Source organism: Streptomyces sp. NPDC017520 (genome assembly GCF_044329855.1).
Lineage (GTDB): Bacteria > Actinomycetota > Actinomycetes > Streptomycetales > Streptomycetaceae > Streptomyces.
Genome location: NZ_JBIRKB010000002.1, coordinates 324,031 through 346,929, shown reverse-complemented (window position 1 = coordinate 346,929; position 22,899 = coordinate 324,031). Strand labels below are relative to the sequence as shown.

Annotated in this window: 21 protein-coding genes and 1 riboswitch; of the genes, 9 read left to right on the top strand and 12 right to left on the bottom strand. The window is 73.3% G+C overall.

What is annotated here, in order from left to right; all coding sequences use genetic code 11:
* The 4 genes from pknB to thiO all read right to left on the bottom strand — a co-directional run bounded on the left by pknB (nucleotide 1) and on the right by thiO (nucleotide 4,410).
* A complete protein-coding gene (gene pknB, locus ACH4KB_RS05625) occupies nucleotides 1–1,932 on the bottom strand; it encodes a Stk1 family PASTA domain-containing Ser/Thr kinase (protein ID WP_398063865.1) in 1,932 nt (643 codons plus the stop codon).
* 197 nt (nucleotides 1,933–2,129) lie between these two features.
* Nucleotides 2,130–2,924, bottom strand: a complete 795-nt coding sequence (locus ACH4KB_RS05620) for a thiazole synthase (protein WP_398063863.1) — start codon at nucleotides 2,922–2,924, stop codon at nucleotides 2,130–2,132.
* A 2-nt stretch (nucleotides 2,925–2,926) separates the two neighbouring features.
* Nucleotides 2,927–3,193, bottom strand: coding sequence for a sulfur carrier protein ThiS (thiS, locus tag ACH4KB_RS05615; protein ID WP_398063862.1), 267 nt, complete (start codon nucleotides 3,191–3,193; stop codon nucleotides 2,927–2,929).
* On the bottom strand, nucleotides 3,190–4,410 hold the full coding sequence (gene thiO, locus ACH4KB_RS05610; protein ID WP_398063860.1) for a glycine oxidase ThiO: 1,221 nt from the start codon (nucleotides 4,408–4,410) through the stop codon (nucleotides 3,190–3,192). Before thiO ends, thiS begins: the two co-directional genes overlap by 4 nt.
* Nucleotides 4,408–4,520: riboswitch (TPP riboswitch) on the bottom strand. It overlaps the preceding gene by 3 nt.
* Nucleotides 4,521–4,571: 51 nt before the next feature.
* Between thiO and ACH4KB_RS05605 the strand changes: the two genes are divergently transcribed.
* The 6 genes from ACH4KB_RS05605 to ACH4KB_RS05580 all read left to right on the top strand — a co-directional run bounded on the left by ACH4KB_RS05605 (nucleotide 4,572) and on the right by ACH4KB_RS05580 (nucleotide 9,388).
* Entirely contained in the window at nucleotides 4,572–4,913 is a 342-nt protein-coding gene (locus ACH4KB_RS05605; RefSeq protein ID WP_398063858.1) for a hypothetical protein, read from the top strand.
* A 66-nt stretch (nucleotides 4,914–4,979) separates the two neighbouring features.
* Entirely contained in the window at nucleotides 4,980–6,221 is a 1,242-nt protein-coding gene (locus tag ACH4KB_RS05600) for an NAD(P)/FAD-dependent oxidoreductase (protein ID WP_398063856.1), read from the top strand.
* Nucleotides 6,222–6,301: 80 nt separating this feature from the next.
* Nucleotides 6,302–6,667 carry an Rv2175c family DNA-binding protein gene (locus ACH4KB_RS05595; protein WP_007451303.1) on the top strand — a complete coding sequence of 122 codons (366 nt, stop codon included), beginning with the start codon at nucleotides 6,302–6,304 and terminating at the stop codon, nucleotides 6,665–6,667.
* A 75-nt stretch (nucleotides 6,668–6,742) separates the two neighbouring features.
* Complete coding sequence (gene thiE, locus ACH4KB_RS05590) at nucleotides 6,743–7,393, top strand: thiamine phosphate synthase (RefSeq protein ID WP_398063854.1); 651 nt, start codon at nucleotides 6,743–6,745, stop codon at nucleotides 7,391–7,393.
* 128 nt (nucleotides 7,394–7,521) lie between these two features.
* Nucleotides 7,522–8,439 carry a methylenetetrahydrofolate reductase [NAD(P)H] gene (gene metF / locus ACH4KB_RS05585; protein WP_398063852.1) on the top strand — a complete coding sequence of 306 codons (918 nt, stop codon included), beginning with the start codon at nucleotides 7,522–7,524 and terminating at the stop codon, nucleotides 8,437–8,439.
* 49 nt (nucleotides 8,440–8,488) lie between these two features.
* A complete protein-coding gene (locus tag ACH4KB_RS05580; RefSeq protein ID WP_398063850.1) occupies nucleotides 8,489–9,388 on the top strand; it encodes a hypothetical protein in 900 nt (299 codons plus the stop codon).
* A gap of 57 nt (nucleotides 9,389–9,445) precedes the next feature.
* Here the strand turns inward: ACH4KB_RS05580 and ACH4KB_RS05575 are convergent, their stop codons facing one another.
* The 5 genes from ACH4KB_RS05575 to ACH4KB_RS05555 all read right to left on the bottom strand — a co-directional run bounded on the left by ACH4KB_RS05575 (nucleotide 9,446) and on the right by ACH4KB_RS05555 (nucleotide 15,495).
* On the bottom strand, nucleotides 9,446–10,960 hold the full coding sequence (locus ACH4KB_RS05575) for a phytoene desaturase family protein (RefSeq protein WP_398063848.1): 1,515 nt from the start codon (nucleotides 10,958–10,960) through the stop codon (nucleotides 9,446–9,448).
* Nucleotides 10,961–10,991: 31 nt separating this feature from the next.
* Nucleotides 10,992–11,609 carry a DUF4126 domain-containing protein gene (locus ACH4KB_RS05570; protein WP_398063846.1) on the bottom strand — a complete coding sequence of 206 codons (618 nt, stop codon included), beginning with the start codon at nucleotides 11,607–11,609 and terminating at the stop codon, nucleotides 10,992–10,994.
* A 403-nt stretch (nucleotides 11,610–12,012) separates the two neighbouring features.
* Nucleotides 12,013–12,624 carry a TetR/AcrR family transcriptional regulator gene (locus ACH4KB_RS05565; protein ID WP_398063844.1) on the bottom strand — a complete coding sequence of 204 codons (612 nt, stop codon included), beginning with the start codon at nucleotides 12,622–12,624 and terminating at the stop codon, nucleotides 12,013–12,015.
* A gap of 53 nt (nucleotides 12,625–12,677) precedes the next feature.
* Nucleotides 12,678–14,765, bottom strand: coding sequence for a YhgE/Pip family protein (locus tag ACH4KB_RS05560; protein WP_398063842.1), 2,088 nt, complete (start codon nucleotides 14,763–14,765; stop codon nucleotides 12,678–12,680).
* A complete protein-coding gene (locus tag ACH4KB_RS05555) occupies nucleotides 14,737–15,495 on the bottom strand; it encodes an ATP-binding cassette domain-containing protein (protein WP_398063840.1) in 759 nt (252 codons plus the stop codon). The genes ACH4KB_RS05560 and ACH4KB_RS05555 overlap by 29 nt, the downstream gene beginning before the upstream one ends.
* Before the next feature lie 165 nt (nucleotides 15,496–15,660).
* On the opposite strand from ACH4KB_RS05555, the gene ACH4KB_RS05550 reads away from it, so the two are divergent.
* From ACH4KB_RS05550 to ACH4KB_RS05540, 3 genes are all read left to right on the top strand, one after another.
* Nucleotides 15,661–16,188, top strand: coding sequence for an SAV_6107 family HEPN domain-containing protein (locus ACH4KB_RS05550; protein ID WP_398063838.1), 528 nt, complete (start codon nucleotides 15,661–15,663; stop codon nucleotides 16,186–16,188).
* A gap of 98 nt (nucleotides 16,189–16,286) precedes the next feature.
* Entirely contained in the window at nucleotides 16,287–17,045 is a 759-nt protein-coding gene (locus ACH4KB_RS05545; protein ID WP_398063836.1) for a methyltransferase, read from the top strand.
* A gap of 247 nt (nucleotides 17,046–17,292) precedes the next feature.
* Nucleotides 17,293–17,697, top strand: a complete 405-nt coding sequence (locus ACH4KB_RS05540) for a DUF3040 domain-containing protein (protein ID WP_018957470.1) — start codon at nucleotides 17,293–17,295, stop codon at nucleotides 17,695–17,697.
* Nucleotides 17,698–17,952: 255 nt separating this feature from the next.
* On the opposite strand, the gene ACH4KB_RS05535 is transcribed toward ACH4KB_RS05540, so the two are convergent.
* From ACH4KB_RS05535 to ACH4KB_RS05525, 3 genes are read right to left on the bottom strand one after another with little or no spacing between them, the layout of a single operon-like run.
* A complete protein-coding gene (locus ACH4KB_RS05535) occupies nucleotides 17,953–20,373 on the bottom strand; it encodes a DUF3488 and DUF4129 domain-containing transglutaminase family protein (RefSeq protein WP_398063834.1) in 2,421 nt (806 codons plus the stop codon).
* The gene (locus tag ACH4KB_RS05530) at nucleotides 20,370–21,737 is read right to left on the bottom strand and encodes a DUF58 domain-containing protein (protein WP_398063832.1); all 1,368 of its coding nucleotides are present in this window, start codon (nucleotides 21,735–21,737) and stop codon (nucleotides 20,370–20,372) included. Before ACH4KB_RS05530 ends, ACH4KB_RS05535 begins: the two co-directional genes overlap by 4 nt.
* A complete protein-coding gene (locus tag ACH4KB_RS05525) occupies nucleotides 21,737–22,789 on the bottom strand; it encodes an AAA family ATPase (protein WP_398063830.1) in 1,053 nt (350 codons plus the stop codon). Before ACH4KB_RS05525 ends, ACH4KB_RS05530 begins: the two co-directional genes overlap by 1 nt.
* Between the last annotated feature and the right edge of the window lie 110 nt (nucleotides 22,790–22,899).

Genomic DNA, 22,899 nt, shown 5'->3' with positions numbered 1-22,899 from the left:
CTAGAACCCCTTGGTCTTGATCGTGATCGTGGACCCCTCCGGGGCCTGCTCGCCGCCGTCCACGGACTGGCTCGCGATCGTGTCGCTGAAGGAGAGGAACGGCCGGTCGACCTTCACGTCGAAGCCCGCCTCCTCCAGGGTGCTCCGCGCCTCGTCGACGTCCCGGCCGGTGACGTCCGGGACGTCCAGCATCCGGGGGCCCTTGGAGACGGTCAGCTCGATCGTGTCGCCCTCGGCGGCCTCGGTGCCCCCGCCGGGGGACTGCTCGGCCACATCTCCCTCGGCCTCGGCGGAGTGGACCCGGCCCGGCAGCACCTCGGCCTTCAGCCCCTCGGCCGCCAGCTCGGCGGTGGCCTCCTCGGCGGAGAGCCCCGTGACGTCCGGGACGTCGATCGGGGCGCCCTTGCTGACGACGAGCGCCACGGCCGTGTCCGGGGTGCGGTCGGTGCCCGCGCGGGGATCCGTGCGGATCACCTCGCCGCGGGCCACGTCCTCGCTGAACTGTCTGGTCACCATCCCGGGGGCCAGGCCCACCTTCTTCAGGGAGCGCCGGGCGTCCGCGAGGGAACGGCCCGCCACATCGGGCACCCGCACGATCTCCGGACCCCGCGAGACGACGAGCTTCACCGAGCCGTTGCCCCGGATCCGGTCGCCCGAGGCGGGGTCGCTGCTCACGACCGAGCCCCGCTCGACGGTGTCGCTGAAGACCCGCTCCACGCCCTTCAGCCCGAGCCCCTCGTCGGAGAGCCGCTTCTCGGCGGTCTGCTGGGTCTGGCCCAGCAGCGAGGGGACCTGGGTGAACTGCCCGGAGTTGATGTACCAGACGCCCGTCCCGATGCCCAGCGTCAGCAGTACGGCGGCGAGCACGGTGATCAGCTTGCGGTGCGGCCCGCCGAACGGGCCGCGACGACCGGCCCCGCGCCGGGGGGCGGCGGGGCCGGCGGGCTCCATCACCAGCCGGCTGGTGCGGTGCACTCCGCCCCCGTCGCCGTCCGCCGGGAGGGCCCGCGGGATCACGCTCGTACGGTCGTCCGCGCCGTCATGGGCATCCGACAGGGCCCCCGGCGGGACGGCGTCCAGCTCGGCGTCGGTCAGCGTGGCACGGGCCTCACGCGCCTCGGCCAGCAGCAGTACCGCGTCGTGCGGGCGCACCTCGGGATTGCGGGCGGTCGCGCTCGCCACCAGGCTGTCCAGCGCGACCGGGAGCCCCGGCACGACGGCGGACGGGGCCGGGACGTCGGAGTTGAGGTGCCGGTAGATGACCTGGGCGGCGTTCTCGCCGGTGTGCGGCTTGACGCCGGTCAGCATCTCGTAGAGCACGACCCCGCAGGCGTACACATCACTGCGGGTGTCGGCGTCGCCGTGCTCGATCTGCTCGGGGGCCAGATACGACACGGTGCCCAGCAGGGAGCCGGTCGTGTCGGTGGCCGTGCCGACCGCCCTGACCAGTCCGAAGTCGGCGACCTTCACCCGGCCGTCGTCCCCGATCAGGACGTTCTCCGGCTTCATGTCCCGGTGCACGAACCCGGCGCGGTGCGCGGCGCCGAGCGCGGCGAGGACCGGCTCCAGGATGTCCAGCGCCGCCCGGGGCTGGAGGGCCCCGCGCTCGCGCAGCACGTCGCGCAGGGTGCAGCCCGCCACATACTCCATCGCGAGGTAGACATACGCGCCCTCGGCGCCCTGGTCGAAGACCGCGACGACATTGGGGTGCGCCAGGCGGGCCACCGACTTGGCCTCACGGATGAAGCGCTCGACGAACGAGACGTCGGTGGCGAGCGCCGGGTGCATCACCTTGAGGGCGAGCACCCGGTCCAGGCGGGTGTCCACGGCCCGGTAGACCGTGGCCATCCCGCCGACGGCGATGCGCGCCTCAATGCGATACCGGCCGTCGAGCAGCTGCCCGACGAGAGGGTCCTGGAGGGTCGTGTCCACCCCGAGAGTCTACGAGCCGCCGCCGACACCCCGGACGGGCGAGGGCGTACCCGGGGCCGTTCTGCAGCCGATCCGTGACAGGGACACGTCCTTCGGCCGCGCGCCCGGGCTTCCGGCCCGTCCGGGGGCGATTCAAGCCCCTCCGGCGATTGAGGAGCGGGGGTTCGGGGGCGGCGCCCCCGATGACGTACCGGCGCTCAGAACGCCGGCCGCTCCGGGTCGAGTGCCGCCCGCCCGTCCACCGGCGAGGACGCCTCGGCGAAGTGGCGGCGCGGAATCCGGCCCGCCCGGTACGCGAGCCGGCCGCCTTCCACCGCGTGACGCATCGCACCCGCCATCAGCTCCGGCTCCTGGGCCCGGGTCACCGCCGAGGCGAGCATCACAGCGGCGCACCCCAGCTCCATCGCCTGCGCCGCGTCCGAGGCGGTCCCGGCCCCCGCGTCGAGGATCACCGGCACCCCGGCCCGCTCGACGATCAGCTCGAAGTTGTGCGGGTTGCGGATGCCGAGCCCGGAGCCGATGGGGGAGCCGAGCGGCATGATCGCCGCGCACCCCACGTCCTCCAGCTTCCGGGCCAGGACCGGATCGTCGTTGGTGTAGGGCAGCACGGTGAACCCGTCGTCGACCAGGACCTCGGCCGCGTCCAGCAGCTCGATCGGATCGGGCAGGAGGGTCCGCTCGTCGGCCACCACCTCCAGCTTCACCCAGTCGGTGCCGAGCGCCTCCCTGGCCAGCCGGGCGGTCAGCACCGCCTCGCCCGCGGTGAAGCAGCCGGCGGTGTTCGGCAGGACCTGGATGGAGAGCCGCTCCAGCACCGAGAGCACCGAACCCCGCACGGTCGGGTCGAGCCGGCGCATCGCGACCGTGGTCAGCTCGGTGCCGGAGGCGATCAGCGAGCGCTCCAGCACGTCCAGGCTCGGGGCCCCGCCGGTGCCCATGATCAGCCGGGAGCGATACGTGGTGGGCCCCAGCGTGAAGACGTCGTCGGACATGGTCAGCCTCCCTGTACGGCGGTCAGGACCTCGACGCGGTCGCCCTCGCCGAGCCTCGTCGCGGCCCACTGGCCGCGCGGGACGACGCTCTCGTTGACGGCGGCGGCGACCCCGGAGCGGGCCGGGGTCAGCGTGGCGACGAGGGCGTCCAGATCCGTCCCGGCGGGAACGGCGCGGACTTCCCCGTTCACCGAGACGGAGACGGTGGCGGCGGACACCGGGACGGAGACGGTGGCGCCGGATTCCGGTACGGCGTACTGCTGGGTCATACGGGCTGCTCCTGGGGTACGGGGGCGGCGAGGACGGCGGTCTCGAAACGGCCGGGGGCGAAGGGGCGGGCCGTCTCGGGCAGCTCGCCGGTGGTCAGGACGTCGGCCATCGCGTCCCCGGTGACGGGCGTCAGCAGGACGCCGTTGCGGTGGTGGCCGGTGGCGAGCAGCAGACCGGGCAGGGCGGTCGGGCCGAGCAGCGGGGCGTTGTCGGGCGAGGCGGGACGCAGACCGGCCCGGGTCTCCGTGAGCGGCAGCTCGGTGATGCCCGGTACCAGCTCGTGGGCGTCGCGCAGCAGCTCGTACACCCCGCCGGCGGTGACCGTGGTGTCCCAGCCCATCTCCTCGCTGGTGGCGCCGACGACCAGCTCGCCGTTCTCGCGCGGCACGAGGTAGAGGTGACCGCCCCGGACCACGGCGCGCACGGTGCGGCTGAGGAAGGGGGCGTACGCCCGGGGCACGGTGAGCCGGAGCACCTGGCCCTTGACCGGGCGGACCGGCGGCACGAGCTCCGGCGGGAGCCCGGCGAGCCGGCCGCTGAGACTGCCCGCGGCGAGCACGACCTGATCGGCCGCGAACTCCGTACCGTCGCCGAGCAGCGCCCCGGCGGCCCGGCCCCCGGCCACGGTGAGCCGCTCGGCGGTCGTCCGGCGGAACGCGACCCCGGCCCGTTCGCACGCGGTCAGCAGTGCCGCGGCGAGGCGGCGGGGGTCCACCTGGTGGTCGCCGTCGACCCGGAGGCCGCCCCGGACGCCGGGGGCCAGCATCGGCTCCAGGCGGCGGCACTCCCGGCCGCTCAGCCAGACCGACTCCAGGCCCGAACGCTCCTGGAGGGCGTGCAGTTCGCGCAGATGCGCCCGGTCGTCGGAGTCCAGTGCGACGGCGAGCGTGCCGCAGGTCCGGAAGCCGGTGTCCCGGCCGCTCGCCTCCTCCAGCTCGGCGACGAACGAGGGGTAGCGGGCGGCGGAGGCGAGGTTGAGCCCGAGCAGCATCTGCTCGCCGTAGTGCAGTTCGGTGACGGCGGCCAGCATGCCCGCCGCGACCTGGGCGGCGCCGCCGCCCGGTTCCGGGTCCGCGACCGTGACGCGCAGCCCCCGCTGGGCGGCCCGCCACGCCGTGACCAGGCCGATGATTCCGCCCCCGATGACGAGGACGTCGGATCCGGAGCCTCTCTTGACGAGGGCATCGGATCCGGAGCTTCTCTCCGAGACGCGCATGGGTGTCCAGCCCCTCCCTTCGCCGGCATGACCCGGAGCAGGTTCGTACGGTCGGAGGCCGGCCAGCCTCCCTCTCAGCCCGGTGCGTCCGGGCTCCCGCGAGTGTTCTACCGTGGCCAGCCTAGACCCCCTCGCCCGCGGTCAGTAAAGGAGCGCCCGTCATGGCCCGTTCGCTCGACGGACTCGTCCTGTCACCCGTCGCCGACCAGGCCCCGGGCCAGGTCGGCACCCGCACCCGCTTCACGTACCACGAGCGGGACGGCCGGATCTGGGCCGAGTACGCGGGCGGCGACGTGGTGCGCGGTCATCTCGTCGGCACCCGCGACGGGGACGCGCTGGACTTCCGCTACGTGCAGCTCAAGCAGGACGGAACGACCTCGTCCGGGCACTGCCTCTCCACGGTCGTCGACCTCGCCGACGGCCGGGTGCGGCTGGAGGAGCGGTGGGTCTGGGAGTCCCAGGAGGGCAGCGGCACCAGCGTGGTGGAACAGCTTCCTTCTTGAGCTCCTTCCCGGGTTCCCTCCGGCACCCCTCTGTCTGACGCACCATCAGGTGATTAAGGTGGACGGGTGAGCGAGCAGACGGAACAGCGGGCGGCGCGGCAGGCACGGCACGTGGTGGTCGCCGGTGCGGGCATGGCGGGCGTGCAGAGCGCCGTGGCCCTGCGCGAGGCGGGCTTCACCGGGCCCGTCACCCTGATCGGCGCCGAACCCCACCAGCCCTACGACCGGCCGCCGTTGTCCAAGGCCGTCCTGCTCGGCAAGGCCGAGGACTCGGCCTTCGACGTCGACTTCGAGGCCTTGGACATCACCCTGCGCCTCGGCCTGGACGTCGCCGCCCTGCGCGCCGCCGACCATGTGCTGGACACCGCCGACGGGCCGGTGTCCTACGACGCCCTGGTCCTCGCGACCGGCGCGGAGCCCATCACCCTGCCCGGCTCCGAGGGCGTGCCCGGCGTCCACCTGCTGCGCACCCTCGACGACGCCGCCCGGCTGCGGCCCGTCCTGGACCGGCAGCACGACGTGGTCGTCGTCGGGGCGGGCTGGATCGGCGCCGAGTTCGCCACCGCGGCCCGCGCCGCGGGCTGCGCCGTCACCGTCGTCGAGGCCGCCGCCCGCCCGCTCGCGGGCACCCTGCCCGCCGAGGTGGCCGCCCCCATGGCCGCCTGGTACGCCGACAGCGGCGCCGAACTCCTCACCGGGACCCGGGTCGACCGCGTCGAGGAGGGGGCCGTCGTCCTCGACGACGGCCGGGTGCTGCCCGCCGGGGCCGTGGTCGTCGGCATCGGCGCGCGCCCCGCCACCCGCTGGCTCGCCGGCTCCGGGGTCGCGCTGGGCCCCGACGGCTCGGTCACCGCCGACAGCGCGCTGCGCACCTCGCTGCCCGATGTGTACGCGGTCGGGGACTGCGCCTCCTTCCCCTCCGCCCGCTACGGGACACGCCTGCTGGTCCACCACTGGGACAACGCCCTCCAGGGCCCCCGCACGGCGGCCGCCGCGATCATGGCCGCACGGGACGGGGAGCCGCTCCCCGTCTACGACCCGGTCCCGTACTTCTGGTCCGAGCAGTTCGGCCGCTTCGTGCAGTACGCCGGCCACCACGCGGACGCCGACACCCTGGTGTGGCGCGGCGACGGGGCTGACGCCGCCTGGTCGGTGTGCTGGCTGCGCGACGGCGCGCTGGCGGCCGTGCTCGCCGTAGGCCGCCCGCGCGACCTCGCCCAGGGCCGCAGGCTCATCGAGTCGGGGGCCGCCCTCGACCCGGAGAAGGTGGCCGACCCCGCCGTGCCGCTGAAGTCCGCCGCCCTGTGAGGGACCGGTGACCCGCCGGGCCGCCCCCGTACGGTCGGCCCGGGTACCGGCTGTCCGTCCGGGATGGCACGCTTGTCCCTGTGACCGAGATTGACGCAAAGACCGATGCTCTCGTCCCCGCCTGGCTCCACCTTCCCGACATCGCGGAAATGCTCGATGTCCAGGTGACGCGCGTACGGCAGCTGGTCAGGGATGGCCAGCTCATCGCCGTACGCCGTGGTGAGAACCGGGCGCTCCAGGTGCCGGCCGCCTTCATCGACGGCGACAAGGTGGTCAAGGGCCTCTCCGGCACCCTGACCCTCCTGAGGGACGACGGCTATTCCGACGAAGAGATGCTGGAGTGGCTCTTCACTCCCGACCCGACCCTGCCCGGCACCCCCGCGCAGGCGCTGAGCGAGAATCGCGGTACGGAGGTGAAGCGCCGCGCCCAGGCGCTCGCCGTCTGACCGACACGACAGGAAGCGGTGCACGGGCCGCCCGGCGCGGCCCGTGCACCGTCACGACCACGGGGGAGCCCACCCATGTCCACGCCTCGCGAGCAGCTGTCCGACGCCCGGCTCTACCTGTGCACGGACGCCCGCAGGCGCCAGGGTGACCTCCCCGCCTTCCTGGACGCGGTGCTCGCCGCCGGCGTCGACATCGTCCAGCTCCGGGACAAGGGCATGGAGGCCGCCGAGGAGCTGGAGCACCTTGCCGTGTTCGCCGACGCCTGCCGCCGGCACGGCAAGCTCCTCGCGGTGAACGACCGCGCCGACGTCGCCCACGCCATCGGCGCCGACGTGCTCCACCTCGGCCAGGGCGACCTCCCGGTCCCCGCCGCCCGGGCGATCATCGGCGCCGACCGGCTGATCGGCCGCTCCACGCACGCCGAGGCCGAGGTCGACGCGGCGCTCGCCCAGGACGGGGTGGACTACTTCTGCACCGGCCCCTGCTGGCCCACCCCCACCAAGCCCGGCCGCCACGCCCCCGGCCTCGACCTCGTGCGCTACACCGCCTCCCTCGGCGGGTCACGGCCCTGGTTCGCGATCGGCGGGATCGACGCGGGCAATCTGGATCAGGTGCTGGACGCCGGAGCCCGCCGGGTCGTCGTCGTCCGGGCCATCACCGAGGCCGGCGATCCCGCCGCCGCCACCGCCGAGCTGGCCCGACGCGTCAGGGCCCGCGCGCTCTGATTCTCTGCTCGCCCGCGCTGCGGAATCCGGCGGGCACGTGTCCGAGGGATGGACAACAGTCCGGCAAAACGAGACAAAGTCGGTTGCTCCGCTTGGGGGAGCACCCGCCCCCTGGATAACCTCCCCCTATGGCCCTTGGCACACCCTCCACCAGGACAGATCGCGCGCTCACCGTGCGTGACCTGCTGGCGACCGGTAAGACGTCGTACTCCTTCGAGTTCTGGGCGCCCAAGACGGAGAAGGGCGAGCGGAATCTCTGGAACGCGCTGCGGCGCGTCGAGGCGGTCCGTCCCAGCTTCGTCTCCGTGACGTACGGCGCCGGCGGTTCCACCCGCGCCGGGACGGTCCGGGCCACCCAGCAGATCGCCGCCGACTCCACCCTCACCCCGGTCGCCCACCTCACCGCGGTGAACCACTCCGTCGCCGAGCTGCGCAACATGGTCGGGCAGTACGCCGACGCGGGCATCAGGAACATCCTCGCGGTCCGAGGCGACCCGCCGGGCGACCCGATGGGCGAGTGGGTCGAGCACCCGCAGGGGGTGAAGTACGCCGCCGACCTGGTCCGTCTCATCAAGGAGTCGGGCGACTTCTGCGTCGGCGTGGCGGCATTCCCCGAAATGCACCCCCGGTCGTCCGACTGGGAGACGGACATCGGTCATTTCGTGGACAAGTGCCGGGCGGGCGCGGATTATGCGATCACCCAGATGTTCTTCCGCCCGGAGGACTATCTCCGGATGCGTGACCGTGTGGTCGCCGCGGGTTGCGAAACGCCGGTGATCCCCGAGGTCATGCCCCTTACCAGCGTGAAGCAACTGGAAAAGTTCTCCCAGCTCAGCAACGCGACCGTGCCCGCGTCGTTGAAAGAGCGCATCCTCGCAGCCAAGGACGATCCAGTCGCTGTACGCTCCATTGGCATCGAGTTCGCAACGGAGTTCTGCGGGAAGCTGCTGTCCGAGGGTGTGCCCGGACTGCACTTCATCACGCTCAACAACTCGACGGCTACGCTCGAAATCTACGAAAAACTCGGACTGCACAAGCAGTCGTGACCGGTCGTACCCGCCGCCGACGCGGCTACGGCCGAAGGAGGGGGCGGGCGTGGGCTGGACGGTCCTCTACATCGCTTTCGGTCTGGTGGCCCTGTGGCTGCTCGGCGAGGTGCTGTTGCAGTACAAGGCACGACTGCGCTGGCGGCTCCTCGCCTTCGGCGGCTTCCTCGGCGTGGTGGTCGGAGTGCTGCTGGCCTCCGTTCCGGTCATCGTCGTCGGGACGCTGGCCTTCGCCACCGGTCAGACCTTTGTGACGCTGTCCTTCCGGCGCGGCTTCTCCACCGGCTGGGCCATAGGCGCCAGTCCGAGGGAGAGCCGCCGGCGCAGGGGCGGCGGCGAGGGCGCCGCCGTGAAGGACCCCAGGTTGGAGGTCTCGGACCTGGAGGTCACCGAACCCGGGTACGACCAGCCCCCGGCCGGCCCGCCCGCCCAGTCCGTCCACGAACCGCAGCCCCTGCCCGACGACACCGGCCAGTACGGCGTGTACGGGAACACGGGCTACGACGCGAACGGCAGCGCCCGCCAGGACCACGGCCACGAGGCCGACCCCTCGGCCCAGCCGCAGTACGCCGCGTACGACCCGTACACCGGCTACGAACAGCCCCCGGCCCAGGATCCCTACGCCGGGACCTACGACTACGGCACCGACCCGCAGAGTTACGCCGCCTACTCCGACCCGTACATCGGCACCACCAACGGAGCCCCCTCCTACGGCGGTCGCGACGTCTACGGCCATGGCGGCGACGGCTACGACAGCCAGGGCGGGCAGCAGAGCTACCCCGACCCCTACGCCCCGGGCTACGTCGCCGACACTCCGCCCGGCGGTGTCTGGGTCCCCCAGCAGCGCGACACCGACCAGTACCCCCCGATGGAGCCGGAGCGGCCCGCGACGCCCGCTCCGTACGCCAACGGGTACGACACCGGCCAGAACGAGCAGTACCGCTACTGAGGCCGTGCCGTTGCCGGGGGGAGGGCCCACCATCGGCAGCGGCACGCGCCCCCCCGCTCAGCGTGAGCCGCGGAAGCCGTCGCCCTCCACGACCAGCCCGGCCACCAGCGCCCCCGACATACCGGCGTGCGCCAGCCCACCGCCCGGGTGCGACCAGCCGCCGACGAGATACAGCCCCGGCAGCCGCGTGAGGTTGCCCGGGTGCAGATACGCTCCGCCGGCCCCGGCCAGCGCGGGCGGCGGCACCGCACCACCCTCGGCCCCCGTCCCGTCCTCGGTCTCCGCGGGCGTGCGGACCTCGGTGTGCAGGATCCGCTCCCGCAGCCCGGGAACGGCCGCCGCCGCCCGTTCCACCAGGACGTCGGCGAACCGCTGCCGCACCCCCGCGTCCCGCCAGTCGACCGGCCCCTGCGGAGCCACCGTCGCGGTGAGCGTCACCGCCTCGTGCTCCGCGTCCGGACGGGTCGCCGGATCGTCGGGGCGCAGCACCGTCACCGTGGGGCTCCCGGCGACCCGCCCCCCGAACACCGCCCCCTGCTCCGCCGCCCCGTCGGCGCCGTGCACCACGGTCCGGTGCACCGCGCCCGCCTCCCGGGCCCCGCGCAGCGACAGCAGCACCGTGAACCGCCCCGCCGCGCCCGCGCCGGAGCCCGGCCGGACCGTCACATCGCCCGCGCCCCACGTCTGCTGACCCGGCACCAGACCCGGGCGCGGCCGGACCCCGACCACCACCCGGTCCGCCTCGGCCACCTCACCGTCCGCCAGCTCCACACCCGCCGCCCGGCCGTCCTTCTCGACGACCCGGAGCACCTCGGCCCCGAAGACGAACCGCACCCTGCGGGCCACGCACCGCTCGTACAGCGCCCGCGCCAGCTCGCGCATCCCGCCCATCACGTACCAGCTGCCGAAGGTCTGCTCCATGTACGGCAGCAGCGCGGCGCTCGCGGGGGCGGTGCGCGGGTCGAGGCCGTGGGACAGCGCGTACCCGTCGAGCAGGGCGGCGAGCCGGGCGTCCGCCAGCTCCCACGCGCCGATCTCCGCGACCGTGGCCGCCTGCCGGGAACCGCGCAGCAGGCGGCGCTGGAGCACCGCCGGATAGGGGTCGCGTCCCAGCACCTGGTGGTCCGCCCGCAGGGGCTCCTCCAGGAGCGGCCGCCGCGACCGGTCCCAGGCATCCCGGGCGCGGTCCATGAAGTCGCTCCAGCGTGCCCCGGCGCCCGTACCGAGGGCGTCGTCGAGGGCGGTGGCCACCCCGGCCCGGGAGGCGTTGGGCAGGGACACGGCCGTGCCGTCCGCGAAGAGATGGCGGCTCGCCGGATCGACCTGCGTCAGGGTCACGGACCGCTCCAGCGACTCCTTGCCGGTCTTCACGAAGAGGTCCCGCTGGACGGCGGGGAGATGCAGCAGGCCGGGCCCGGTGTCGAAGACGAAGCCCTCGTGCTCATGGCGGCCGACCGAGCCGCCGTAACTCGCGGACCGCTCGTAGACCGTCACCGTCTCGCCCGCCACGGCCAGCCGGGCGGCCGCCGCCATCGCGCCCGCCCCGGCGCCGATCACCGCAATTCGTGCCATGCCGGTGACTTTATCGACCGGCGCCGACAGCTCAGCCGGGAGGCCGGTGCCCGCCCGCCCCGGCCAGGCGTTTCTCCTCGCGGCGCTGGGCCCGCCGGCGCAGGAATCGGCGGATCCGCGAGGCGAGGAAGAGCACGGTGACGATGCCGAGCACCAGCAGCACGGCCGCGATCACGGCGGCCGCCACCGGGTTGAATATCGCGAACGTGATGACTCCGGCGACCCCGAGGTCCTCGGCGATGCTCATTCCGATGTTGCTGAAGGGCTCCGGGGAGGTGTTGACGGCCATCCGTGTGCCGGCCTTCACCAGATGGCTCAGCAGCGCCGTGGACCCGCCGATGGCACCCGCGGCCAGCTCCGGGAGCGAACCGCTCTCCCCGGCCAGCAGCGCCGCGACCACCGCCCCGGCCACCGGCCGGATCACGGTGTGCGCGGTGTCCCAGACCGAGTCCACGTAGGGGATCTTGTCCGCCACCGCCTCGCAGAGGAACAGCACACCGGCCACGATCAGCACGTCCGTGCGCTGGAGGGCGGCGGGCACCTCGTCGGAGACGCCGGCCGCGCCGAACAGACCGAGCAGCAGCACCACCGCGTACGCGTTGATTCCGCTCGCCCAGCCGCTTGTGAACACCAGGGGGATGACCGACACGCAGGCGATCGTAACGACCCCGCGCGGGACCCGGGTGGGGTTCGGCGCGGAGCCCTGAGTACCCGTACTCAGGGACGGAGATGAGTAGCTGTGCGGATAGGCCCCCACCTGCGGGGACGGCAGAGTGATGACCACGGAAGGGGCGCTGCGCCAGGACCGCCGGCACGGGGCGGCGGAACGGCGTGGTTCCCCCGACGCAACGGGGGTGCACGACGGAGACCCGGGGACCACGGGGGACACGGGGTCACGGGGAACGGGTTTCCGGAAGCACGGAAGACGCCGGTCCGGTGAGGTTCGCGGGGGATGCGAACTTCAGCGGACGGCGTCTTCGGCTTTCCCGGTACGTTCCCGGTCCCGGTCCCGGACGGCCGGAACGCTGGGGGCCCGGTGCGCCCGGCCGGCCTCAGTGCCCGCTGACCCGCCCGTGCAGCAGCAGGGACAGCGCCGAGTGGACCTCGTCGATCGAGCGCTCCGGCTGGAACGCCTGCCAGTCCAGCGCCGCCACCAGCACCATGCCGACCAGCGCGGCGGCCGTCAGCGGGATGTCGATCTCCTCGCTCAGCTCACCGCTGCTCACGGCCTCCCGCAGCACGTCCTCGACGACCGCGACGGCCTCCTGACGTACCACCAGCAGCGTGGACTGCCAGGCGCGGTTGGTGCGCCAGAGCTCGGCCACGTACAGCTGGGTGAAGGCCGGGTAGCGGTCGATGAAGGCGAGCCCGGCCCGGATCATCGCGTCCAGCGCCTCGACCCTGGTGCCGCCGCGCTCCTCGGACTCCTCGGCGGCGGCCCGCAGCGACGCCGTCAGCAGCCCCACGCCGTGCCGGAGCAGCTCCTCGAACAGCTCGGTCTTGCTCTTGAAGTTGTAATAGACCGTGCCCTTGGCGACCCCGGCCCGCTCGGCGATCTCGTCGACGGTGGTCGCCGAGAACCCCTTCTCGGCGATGAGCGTCACCGCCGCCTCGTAGAGCTTCTGCCGGGTGGCCTGGCGGCGCGTGGTGCCACTGCTTTCCATGAGTCCGATTCTTCCAGGCCCCGCCGTGCTCGCGGGCGCGGCTCCGGGCGCGCTCACAGGCTCAGCTCCGGGTGCAGCCGGCTCAGGCTCCACACCTGCTTGCGGCGGGCGGTGAACGCGGTCAGGGCCAGCGCGCCGACGGTGAAGGCCCCCAGCACCGCGCAGCCCAGCCACACCGGGCCGAGAGGGCCTCCCGTGATCAGCCTGCGCAGCCCCTCGACGACGTACGTCATGGGGAGGTACGGGTGGATCGCGCCGAAGAAGCCGGGGCTGGTCTGGACGGGGTACGTGCCCCCGGCCGAGGTCAGCTGGAGCATCAGCACCACCAGCACCAGGATCCGCCCGGCCGCCCCGAAGCAGGCGTTCAGCCACTGCACGATCGCGGCGAAGCAGCAGGTCACCAGGGCCAGGAAGCCGATCGTTCCGGCGGCGTTGGTCATCTGGAGGCCGAGGCCCCAGTGCAGGACGGCCATCAGGGCGCCGACCTGGAGCGTGCCGATGGCGGCGACCGGGAGCCAGCCGGCGAGCGCGATCCGCCACGAGGAGGCCCCGGCGGCGAGCGCCCGCTTGTTGAGCGGCTGGATCAGCATGTACGCCACCATCGCGCCGACCCACAGGGACAGCGGGATGAAGTACGGGGCGAAGCCGGTGCCGTAGTTGGGTGCCTCGTGCAGCGACTTGGAGGCCAGCTGGACGGGGTCGGCCATGACGTCGGTCCGCGCGTCGCGGTCCTTCTCGTCGTAGTCCGGGATCTTGTCGACGCCGTCGTTGAGGCCCCGGGCCAGCTCGGTCGAGCCGTCGCCGAGCCGGAACAGCCCGCCGTCCAGGTTCTCCGCGCCGGTCTTCAGCTTGCCGACGCCGGTGTCCAGATCGCTGGAGCCGGTCTGCGCGCCGCCGAGGCCGGTGTGCAGCGCCTGCGCGCCCTTGGCGACCTTCCGGGCGCCGGTGTTCAGCTCGTTGACCTTGGCCACGGCCGACGCCAGGTCGTCGTCCAGCGTCGGCGCGCGCTTCGCGAGGTCGTCGGCCTGCTTCTGGAAGGCGGTCAGCTGGGTGCTCAGCTTCTTCAGGTCGCCGTTCTGGTTGGTGATCAGGGTGTTCACATCGGCGGCGATCTTCGCGACGTCGACGGCGGTGACCTTGGCGCGCTCCAGTGAGGGGCAGACCGCCGTGTCGGGCTCCTCGGCCTCCTCGCACCGGGTGCGGTGGATCTCGGTGAGCTCGTCGGCCGCCTCCTTGGCGCTCGTGGCGGCGGTCGGCGCGCTCTTCACCAACAGGTCGAGGTTGTGCCGTACGGCCCCGGAGGTGTCGGCGACCAGCCGGGCCGTGTCGCGGATGGACTTCCCGTTGTCCCGGAAGAAGGGGCGTACGTCACCGGCGATCCCGTTGACCTTGTCGGCCAGGACCTGGGTGCCTCCGGCCACCTGGGCGGAACCCGTGGCGAGATCCCGCGAGCCCTGGTTCAGCTTGACGATCCCGTCGGAGAGCTTCTTGCTGCCCGCCTTGGAGTCCTTGAGACCGTCCGCGAGGTCCTTGGAACCCTGCTTCGCCTTCGAGATGCCGCCCTTGAGGTCGTCGGCGCCCTTGGCCGCCTCGGCGGTCCTGTCGTGCAGATCGGAGAAGTTGATGAAGATGCGGTCGAGGAAGCCCCGGGAGGCGTTCGTGGAGGCGGCGTTGCGCACCTCTCCGAAGACGGTCCTGGAGATCTGCCCGACGATGTAGTTGTTCGCGTCGTTCGTCCGCACCTGGAGCGCGCCGGTCTCGGGGGAGTCCCCGCCGCTGGACGCGATCTTCTTACTGAAGTCCGACGGCATCGTCAGCGAGAGGTAGTACGTACCCTCCTCGACGCCCTTCTCGGCCTCGGCAGGGCTCACCTCGTGCCAGTCGAACACCTTGGAGTCGAGCAGCTTCCTACTGATCTCGTCCCCGGCCGTGACGCGCTTCCCGTCGCTGGTGGCCCCCTTGTCGTCGTTGACCAGGGCGACGGGCAGCCTGTCGAGCTTTCCGTACGGGTCCCAGAAGGAGTACAGGTACAGGGCGCCGTACAGCAGGGGCAGGAGCAGCAGGGCCACCAGCGCGGCGGCCGGCAGCCTCCCCCGCCCGAACCGCTTCAGCTCAAGCGCGGCCAGCTTCGGCGAACGCATCGGCCGTCTCCTCATCGGTGGTGGGTTCATCGGTGACGGGCGCGGTACGCACGACCTGGGTGTTCGCGGGGGCCTCGCTGCACACCGCGAGCACGGTCGTCCCGGCGTCGGCCACGGCGCGCAGCAGCTCCCAGGCCCGGTCGCGTTCGGCGTCCGGGAGCTTGAGGTCGGTGTCGTCGACGGCGAGCAGCCGCGGCTCGCCGATCAGCGCCAGCGCCATGGACAGCCGCAGCGCCTCAAGACGCTCCAGATCCCGTACGGAGGTGCGCCCCGCCTTGGGCAGCGTGGCGAGGTCGAGGCCCGCGGCATCGAGAGCCTCGTCGACCCGGGCCCGGGCCGCGGCCCGGCGTTCGGCGCGCGGGCGCAGCAGGGTGCGCAGGGAGGTGCCGTAGCGGCCCTGCAGGAGGGCGCGTTCGCCGAGGTGCTCGGCGACGGTGAAGGCCGGGTCCAGCTCACTGACGCCCGGGACCGGCCCCAGGGCGGCGATCCGGCGGACGGCGGCGGCCTGCTCGGGCAGTCGCAGTCCGCCGGTCTCGGCGTGGCCCGCGGTGGGGCGCATCCGGCCGGTCAGGGCGAGCAGCAGGCAGGTGCGGCCCGATCCCGACGGTCCCTCGATGGCCACCAGCGCTCCTGGCTCGGCGCTGAACGTCACGTTCCGGAAGACCCGGCCGCGCGGTCCTTCCAGTCCGAAGTCCTCGGCGGCGACAGCCGCGCCGTGCGGGCTCTCCATAGACCCTCCCCTTTTGAACTGACCAGTCAGTGCAAAAAACTAGCCCGAACGCGCGCCCGAAGCAAAACGGCAGGTCAGAGGTGTATCGAGGTCGATTGTCAGTGGGGCCCGCCACCATGGACACAGACGGCCACGAAGCCGTCACACGACGACAGGAGGTTCGTCATGGCCAGCTCGTCCGCAGCCGCCGCCCCGCGGCGCCGCGCAGGCAGCCCTGCCCCCTCACTGACCGGTCCGGCCAACGATGTCCACCCCGTGCTGCGCCGCAGCACGGCGCCGCCCGCCGCTCTCGAACTGCTCGCCAAGGCCCGCTCCGGCCTCGACGAGGCCGCCGTGCTCCACGAGCCGAACGAGCGGTACGCCACCGCGCACCTCGCCGCCCTGCGCACCGCGGCGGCCGTGCTGGCCGCCCGGGGCCGCCCCGAGACGAACAAGCGCCGCCGCGAACGCATCCGCAGCGCCTGGGAGGTCCTCCCGGAGATAGCACCGGAACTGACCGAATGGAGCGCCCTCTTCGCCTCGGGAGCCCTGCGCAGGGCCCGTGCGGAAGCCGGCATGCCGGGAGCCGCCAGCGGGCGCGACGCCGACGACCTGCTGCGCGACGCGGCCATGTTCCTGCGCCTGGTGGAACGGCTCCTGGTCCTTCAGCCGGTGCTCCCGCAACCACGCCCGGAGCGTCCGGGCGGCGGGTGACCCGGGGCGAGGCAATAGGGTGGTGACCGCTCACCGCACCACCCGCACTGTTCACGCTCCGCCGTCCCCGGCGGCACGTTGCCGAGGAGTCATCTGCCGTGTCGGACCAGCCGCGCCCCCGCGCCTCCCTCCGTACCGCCGTGGTCTGGGAGGTCCTCAAGGACGCTCTGGACCGTCAGGTCAAGGCGACCGGCAGGGACGCCCTGGATGTTCTGGACACCGGCGGCGGCACCGGCAACTTCGCCGTGCCCGCGGCCCGGCTCGGCCACCGGGTCACCGTCGTCGACCCCAGCCCCAACGCGCTCTTCGCGCTGGAGCGCCGCGCGGCCGAGGCCGGGGTCGCCGACCGGGTCCGGGGAGTCCAGGGCGACATCCTCGGGCTGTTCGACGTCGTGGAGCGCGACGGCTTCGACGCGGTGCTCTGCCACGGCGTCCTGGAGTACGTCGACGAGCCCGCCGAGGGCGTACGCAACGCGGTCGAGGCGCTGCGCCCCTCCGGCGTGCTCAGCCTGCTGGCCGCCGGCCTGGGCGGAGCCGTCCTGGCCCGGGCGCTCGCCGGTCACTTCACGGAGGCCCGGCAGGCGCTCACCGACCCGGCGGGCCGTTGGGGCGAGGGGGACCCGGTGCCCCGCAGGTTCACCGCCGAGCACCTCTCCGACCTGGTCTCCTCGGCCGGTCTGGAGATCGCCGCGGTGCACGGGGTCCGGGTCTTCGCCGACCTCGTGCCGGGCGTCCTGGTGGACACCGAGCCCGGCGCCGTGGAGGCGCTCCTCAAGCTCGAAGCGGCGGTCGCCGAGCAGCCCGCGTTCCACTCCGTCGCCACCCAGCTCCACGTTCTGGGCGAGAAGCGCCGCTGATCAGCAACGCAAGCACGGACGGAGTGGGACTCAGGACCCCCGTACCGGGCGTACGCCCCGTATGATCGGGTGACACCATCCGGCATGGCGGATCGGTCGTCGGGGAATCTACGCCTCAACAGCCGAGCCGACACAGCGGTCCGGACTGGCTGAGCGCTAGAGGGCGGGTTTCACGGGGGCGAATCCCTGCCTATCCTGGAAGGGCCGCATACCGGTCGCCCCCGCGGCCGACGACGAGGAGGATCCCGTGCCGCTCTCGGAGCACGAGCAGCGCATGCTCGAGCAGATGGAGCGAGCGCTGTACGCCGAAGATCCCAAGTTCGCGACAGCGCTCGAGGGAAGCGGACTGCGTACGTACACCCGGAAAAGGGTCTATCAGGCGGTCGCTGGCTTCCTGGTGGGTATCGCGCTCCTCATGGCCGGAATGGTCGCCCAGCAGATCTGGATCAGCGTGGTGGGGTTCCTCGTCATGCTCGGCTGCGCCGTGCTCGCGGTCACCGGATGGCGCAAGGCGCCCAAGCCCGGTGAGCAACAGCCGGCTGCCGCAGGCAGCGGGGACAGCGGCGCAGGCCGCCGACCGAGACAACGCCGGTCGATGATGAACCGCATCGAGCAGCGGTGGCAGCGCCGCCGCGACGAACAGGGCCAGTAGACGCCTCGGCCCTCGGTCTGCTCTTCTCCGCAGGGCCGGCCGAAGGCACGTGACACCGATGGGTGAGGGGTGGCCGCAGGTGCTGCGGCCACCCTCAGCCGTTGTCCGACGGTGCCACGTGAGCCGTTGCCCACGGCGCCCCGGCCCGACCACGCCGTCGGCAGTGGTGCCGCTGCCCGACAGCACTGAGCCTCCGGTCCCGTCCCCTTCCAGGGGCGGGGCCGGAGGCTCAGTCGTGCTTCGCTGCCGACCGCCTCAGCCGTGCTGACGTGTGAGGCGGCGCAGCCGGGCCGTCCAGCGACCGGCTCCCGGGCGGCCCGCCCATCGCTCACCGAGGGCCGACCGGCGCTCCGCGAGGGCCCACACCACCCGGACGGACGATCGGGGCAGAAGCGTTGCCCGCAGCCGGGTGGAGCGGTCGGCCGATGCCCGCAGACCTGCCCGTACCGCCTGCGCGTCCTCGGTCAGTCCCGACGCGGGGCGCGGCTCGGCGGCGTACAGCACCTGCTCCACCGAGCCCGCGATCCGGTGCACCGCCTCGGCCGCGGTGGTGTCGAGGCGGCCCAGTCGCACGATCCTGGCCGCCGCCTTCCGTGGCGTCAGCGACCCGTCCGGCGCGATGCCGTGGTCCCAGGCGGTGTCGGTGAGCTCCCGCCAGACAGCCAGCGTCCGCGCGGCGGCGTCCGCGGGCGTCCGGCCCCCGGAGCCCAGCCGGCGGCTCCGCGTCCGGATCCGCCACAGCAGCGGCGACAACGCCAGCGCCGCCACCAGTACGAGCGCCCCGTGGACCACCAGCAGCACCTGCCAGAGCGGAGTGCCCCGGTCGGTCGGCAGCGCGGCTCCCGGCTCCTGCGAGGGACCGCACCCGCCTTCCTGACGCAACTGCGGCGGGCAGCTGTCGTCGGCGGAGGGAGCCGCGGTCGGCTCGTCGGAGGTGTCCGCCGAGGGCTCGGCGGCGTCGTCGGCGCTGTCCGTGGGCACCTCGGGGCGGGTCCACGAGGGCGTGCTGCCCCGGCTCGGGGTGGGCTCGAACCGGGTCCAGCCGACCCCCTCGAAATACAGCTCGGGCCAGGCGTGCGCGTCGCGCAGCCCGACCGACATCGCCCCGTCCCCCTGCACGGTCCCCGGGGTGAAGCCCACGGCCACCCGGGCCGGGATGCCCAGCGTCCGCGCCATCGCGGCCATCGAGAAGGAGAAGTGGACGCAGAAGCCCTCCTTGTCGCGGAGGAACCGGGCGATGGCGGACGACCCCGTCCCCGAGGTGACCGTCGTGTCATACGTGAAGCCGCCGTCGGACGCGAACCAGTCCTGGAGTCTCACGGCCTGCTCGTAGGCGTCGGACGCGCCCGCGGTGACCTGCTCGGCGGTCTCGGCGACCACCTTCGGCAGGGAGCCGGGAACCCGGGTGTACTCGCGGACCAGCTCCTGGGGCGGTGCACCCGCGGCCGCGAGCTGGTCCGCCGTGGGTTCGACGACCAGACTGCCGACCTCGTACCTCGCGCCGCGCGTGGTCTGCCCGTCGTCGCCGACCAGGGTGCGGCCCTCGGGTTCGTACCGCCAGCGACCGCCGACGCGGACCTCGCTGGCCGGGTAGGGGAGCGGCAGATAGGTCTGCTGGTAGGAGCGCGACGCGGAGATGTTCGTCCGGACCTCGGTGACGGAGACGTCCCTGCCGAGACCGGTGGGCTGCGGAAGGCGGTCGGGAACGTCCGTCAGCCGGCGGGTGGAGGAACGCCACTCGCTGCCGTTGAACTCGTCCAGGGCCAGGATGCGGAGATAGAGACTCTGCGGGTCCTCGATGTTGCTGCGGTACGTCATCACCTCCCGGTTGTCCGGCTGGTTGAGGTTGTTCTGCAGCGAGACCAGCGGATTCACCGCGGAGATGGTGCCGCCGCCGCTGCCCCTGCCGTTCCCAGGCCCGTCGCCGCCCAGCAGGCCGCTGTCCAGGGCGGGCAGGGCCAGGGGGGCCACCAGGGCGATGCCGAGCGCGAACACGCCGATCCGCCGCCCGGTCCGGACGGGGGAGGAGCCGCCGCTCACCCCGGCCAGCCCGTCGGCCAGACCGCCCGAATTCCGCGTGGCGCCACCGAAGACGCGGCCCCACTGGGAGAGCCGGTCCCGGCCCTCCGCCAGCAGGAGCAGCAGATAGCCGGAGGCGGCCAGCAGGAACCACAGCCAGCTCGCATCCCCGTCGGAGAGACCGGCCGCGACCGAATACAGGGCGAGGAGGGGCAGCCCGGCGGGGGCCGCGCTGCGGAAGGTCACCGCCAGGGCGTCCACGGCCAGGCCGATGAGGACCACCCCGCCGACCACCATCAGCTTGATGCCGTCGGTCATCGGGGCCGGGATGGCGTACGTGCCGACGTCCTCACCGCCCGCCACCAGCAGCTCACCGAGCCGCATGAGGGCCGTCGGCCCCGGCACCACCCCGAACAGGGCGTGGTCCCGGACGAACACCAGCGTCAGCAACAGCAGGGTGACCAGCGTCTGGACGCCGATGGTCAGCGTCCTCGCCAGCGGCACCCGGCGCGCGAGGGCGCCCACCCCGCTCTGGACGCCGAGCAGCACCGCCGCCTGCACCAGCCAGCCGACCCCCTCCACCAGGGGGATCAGCGCCCCCGCCGCCAGCAGAGTCGCCGCATAGGCGCACAGCGCCAGCCTGGCCCGCCCGCTCATGACCATCTCCCCGTGACCCCCGTCGCGCCGCCGCTCGTGGCCGACGGCGCATCCGTGCGCATCCCGCCCGCCAGCTGCCACAGTGCGGGCAGCTCGGCCCCCGGCTCCACGGGCACCGCGGTCCAGCCCGACTCGCGCAGCCGCCGCAGCCGCTCCTCTGCCCGCCCCACGCCGTCCTCGTCGCCGGCCCAGGCGGCGCTGTCCAGGACGAAGGCGACCCCCGCCCCGGCCCGCTGCCGCATCCGGGCCGCGACCGCGGCCTGTTCCTCGTCCAGATCGCCGAAGAAGGCGATGAGCAGTCCCTCGTTGCCGCCGCGCAGCACGTCATGGGCGCGGGACAGGCCCCCGCCGTCGGAATGGCCGACCACCGCGAGCGTGTCGAGCATCAGGCCCGCCGAGTCCGCCGACTCCTGGGTCGAGCCCGCGTAACCGCCCGAACCCTCGCCGGGCACCGCGTTCCCGTCGTCCGTGAGCAGCCGTACGGCGAAGCCGCGCTCCAGCATGTGCACGAGCGCCGAGGCCGCCCCGGAGACCGCCCATTCGAAGGCCGAGTCGGGCCCGGCGCCCTGGTAGCCGATCCCCCGGGTGTCCAGCAGGACCGTGCACCTGGCCCGCTGCGGCTGTTCCTCACGGCGCACCATCAGCTCGCCGTGGCGGGCGGTGGAGCGCCAGTGGACCCGGCGCAGATCGTCGCCGTGCCGGTAGCCGCGCGGAATGATGTCGTCCTCACCGGCCAGTGCGAGGGACCGCTGCCGCCCGTCGCCGTATCCGGAGGCCTCGCCCGCCAGCCGCAGTACGGGCAGCGGCTCCGTGCGCGGGATGACGACGAGGGTGTCGTACGCGCTGAAGGAGCGGGTCAGCTCGCACATCCCGAACGGGTCGCTGAGCCGCAGCTGCAACGGGCCCAGCGGATAGCGTCCGCGCAGGTCGGAGCGGACCCGGTAGGACACCTCGCGCCGGCCGCCCGCCTCCACCCGGTCCAGGACGAAGCGGGGGCGCGGGCCGAGGACGTACGGAACACGGTCCTGGAGCATCAGCAGTCCGGTGGGCAGCCGGGAGACGTTCTCCATCCGCAGGTGCACCCGGGCCTCCGCGCCCGCGGGCACACGCGACGGTGAGAGCCGCCGGGTGCCCGTCACCCGGTAGCGGGTGCGGTAGAGCACGGTCACGCAGACCAGGGGCAGCACGGCCAACAGCAGTCCGACCCGCAGCAGATCACCCTGGCCCAGGACGTACGCGCAGGCAGCGGCGGCGAGACCGGCGGCCAGGAACGAGCGTCCCCGGGTGGTCAGTCCGCCCAGGGCCGCCCGGAGGCCGCCCTTCCTGTCGCCGTCCTCCACGGCGCCGGGCTCGCCGGCCGCCATCACAGCCGCCGTGCCCCGGGCTGCTGCTGGTGGTACAGCGGACGGCCCGGCTCCTGCCCGACCGGCGCGGGCGGCGCGGTGCCGCCGGCCGAGGTCGGCACGGGGGTGCGCTGGATGATCTCCAGGACCACCTGCTCCGCCGTGCGGCGGTTCAGCTGGGCCTGGGCGGTGGGCAGCAGCCGGTGCGCGAGCACCGGCGTGGCCAGCGCCTGCACGTCGTCCGGCAGGGCGTAGTCGCGCCCGCTGAGCGCGGCGGACGCCTTCGCGGCGCGCAGCAGGTGCAGCGTCGCGCGCGGGGAGGCGCCGAGTCGGAGATCGGGGTGGCTCCGGGTGGCCCCGACGAGCTCCACGGCGTAGCGCCGCACGGCGTCGGCGACATGCACCGTACGGACGGCGTCGATCAGCTTCACGATGTCGTGGGCGTGGGCCACCGGCTGGAGGTCGTCCAGCGGGGAGACGCCCCCGTGCACGTCGAGCATCTGGAGCTCGGCCTCCGGGCTGGGGTAGCCGATGGAGACCCGGGCCATGAAGCGGTCGCGCTGGGCCTCGGGCAGCGGGTAGGTGCCCTCCATCTCGACCGGGTTCTGGGTGGCCACCACCATGAACGGGTCGGGCAGCTCGTAGGAGTGCCCGTCGATGGTGACCTGGCGCTCCTCCATCGACTCCAGCAGCGCCGACTGCGTCTTCGGCGAGGCGCGGTTGATCTCGTCGCCGATCACGATCTGCGCGAAGATCGCACCCGGCTTGAACTCGAAGTCCCGACGCTGCTGGTCGAAGATCGACACACCGGTGATGTCCGAGGGCAGCAGGTCCGGTGTGAACTGGATCCGTCGCACCGAGCAGTCGATGGACCGCGCCAGCGCCTTGGCCAGCATGGTCTTGCCGACACCGGGGACGTCCTCGATGAGGAGGTGCCCCTCGGCGAGGAGCACCGTCAGCGATAGCCGTACGACCTCGGGCTTGCCCTCGATCACACCCTCCACCGACCTGCGTACCCGCTCTGCTGTGGTGGTCAGATCCGTGAGGCTCGCTCGATCGTCATAGGTCGTCACCCGGCCCTCCTCGGCCCTTTTGCGCAGGGGCCGTCGCGCGTACCCGCGCGGCCCACCCCGAAAAATCGGACACTCCTCCGGAAGACCCGGGGGTGTCACACCCGCATTCT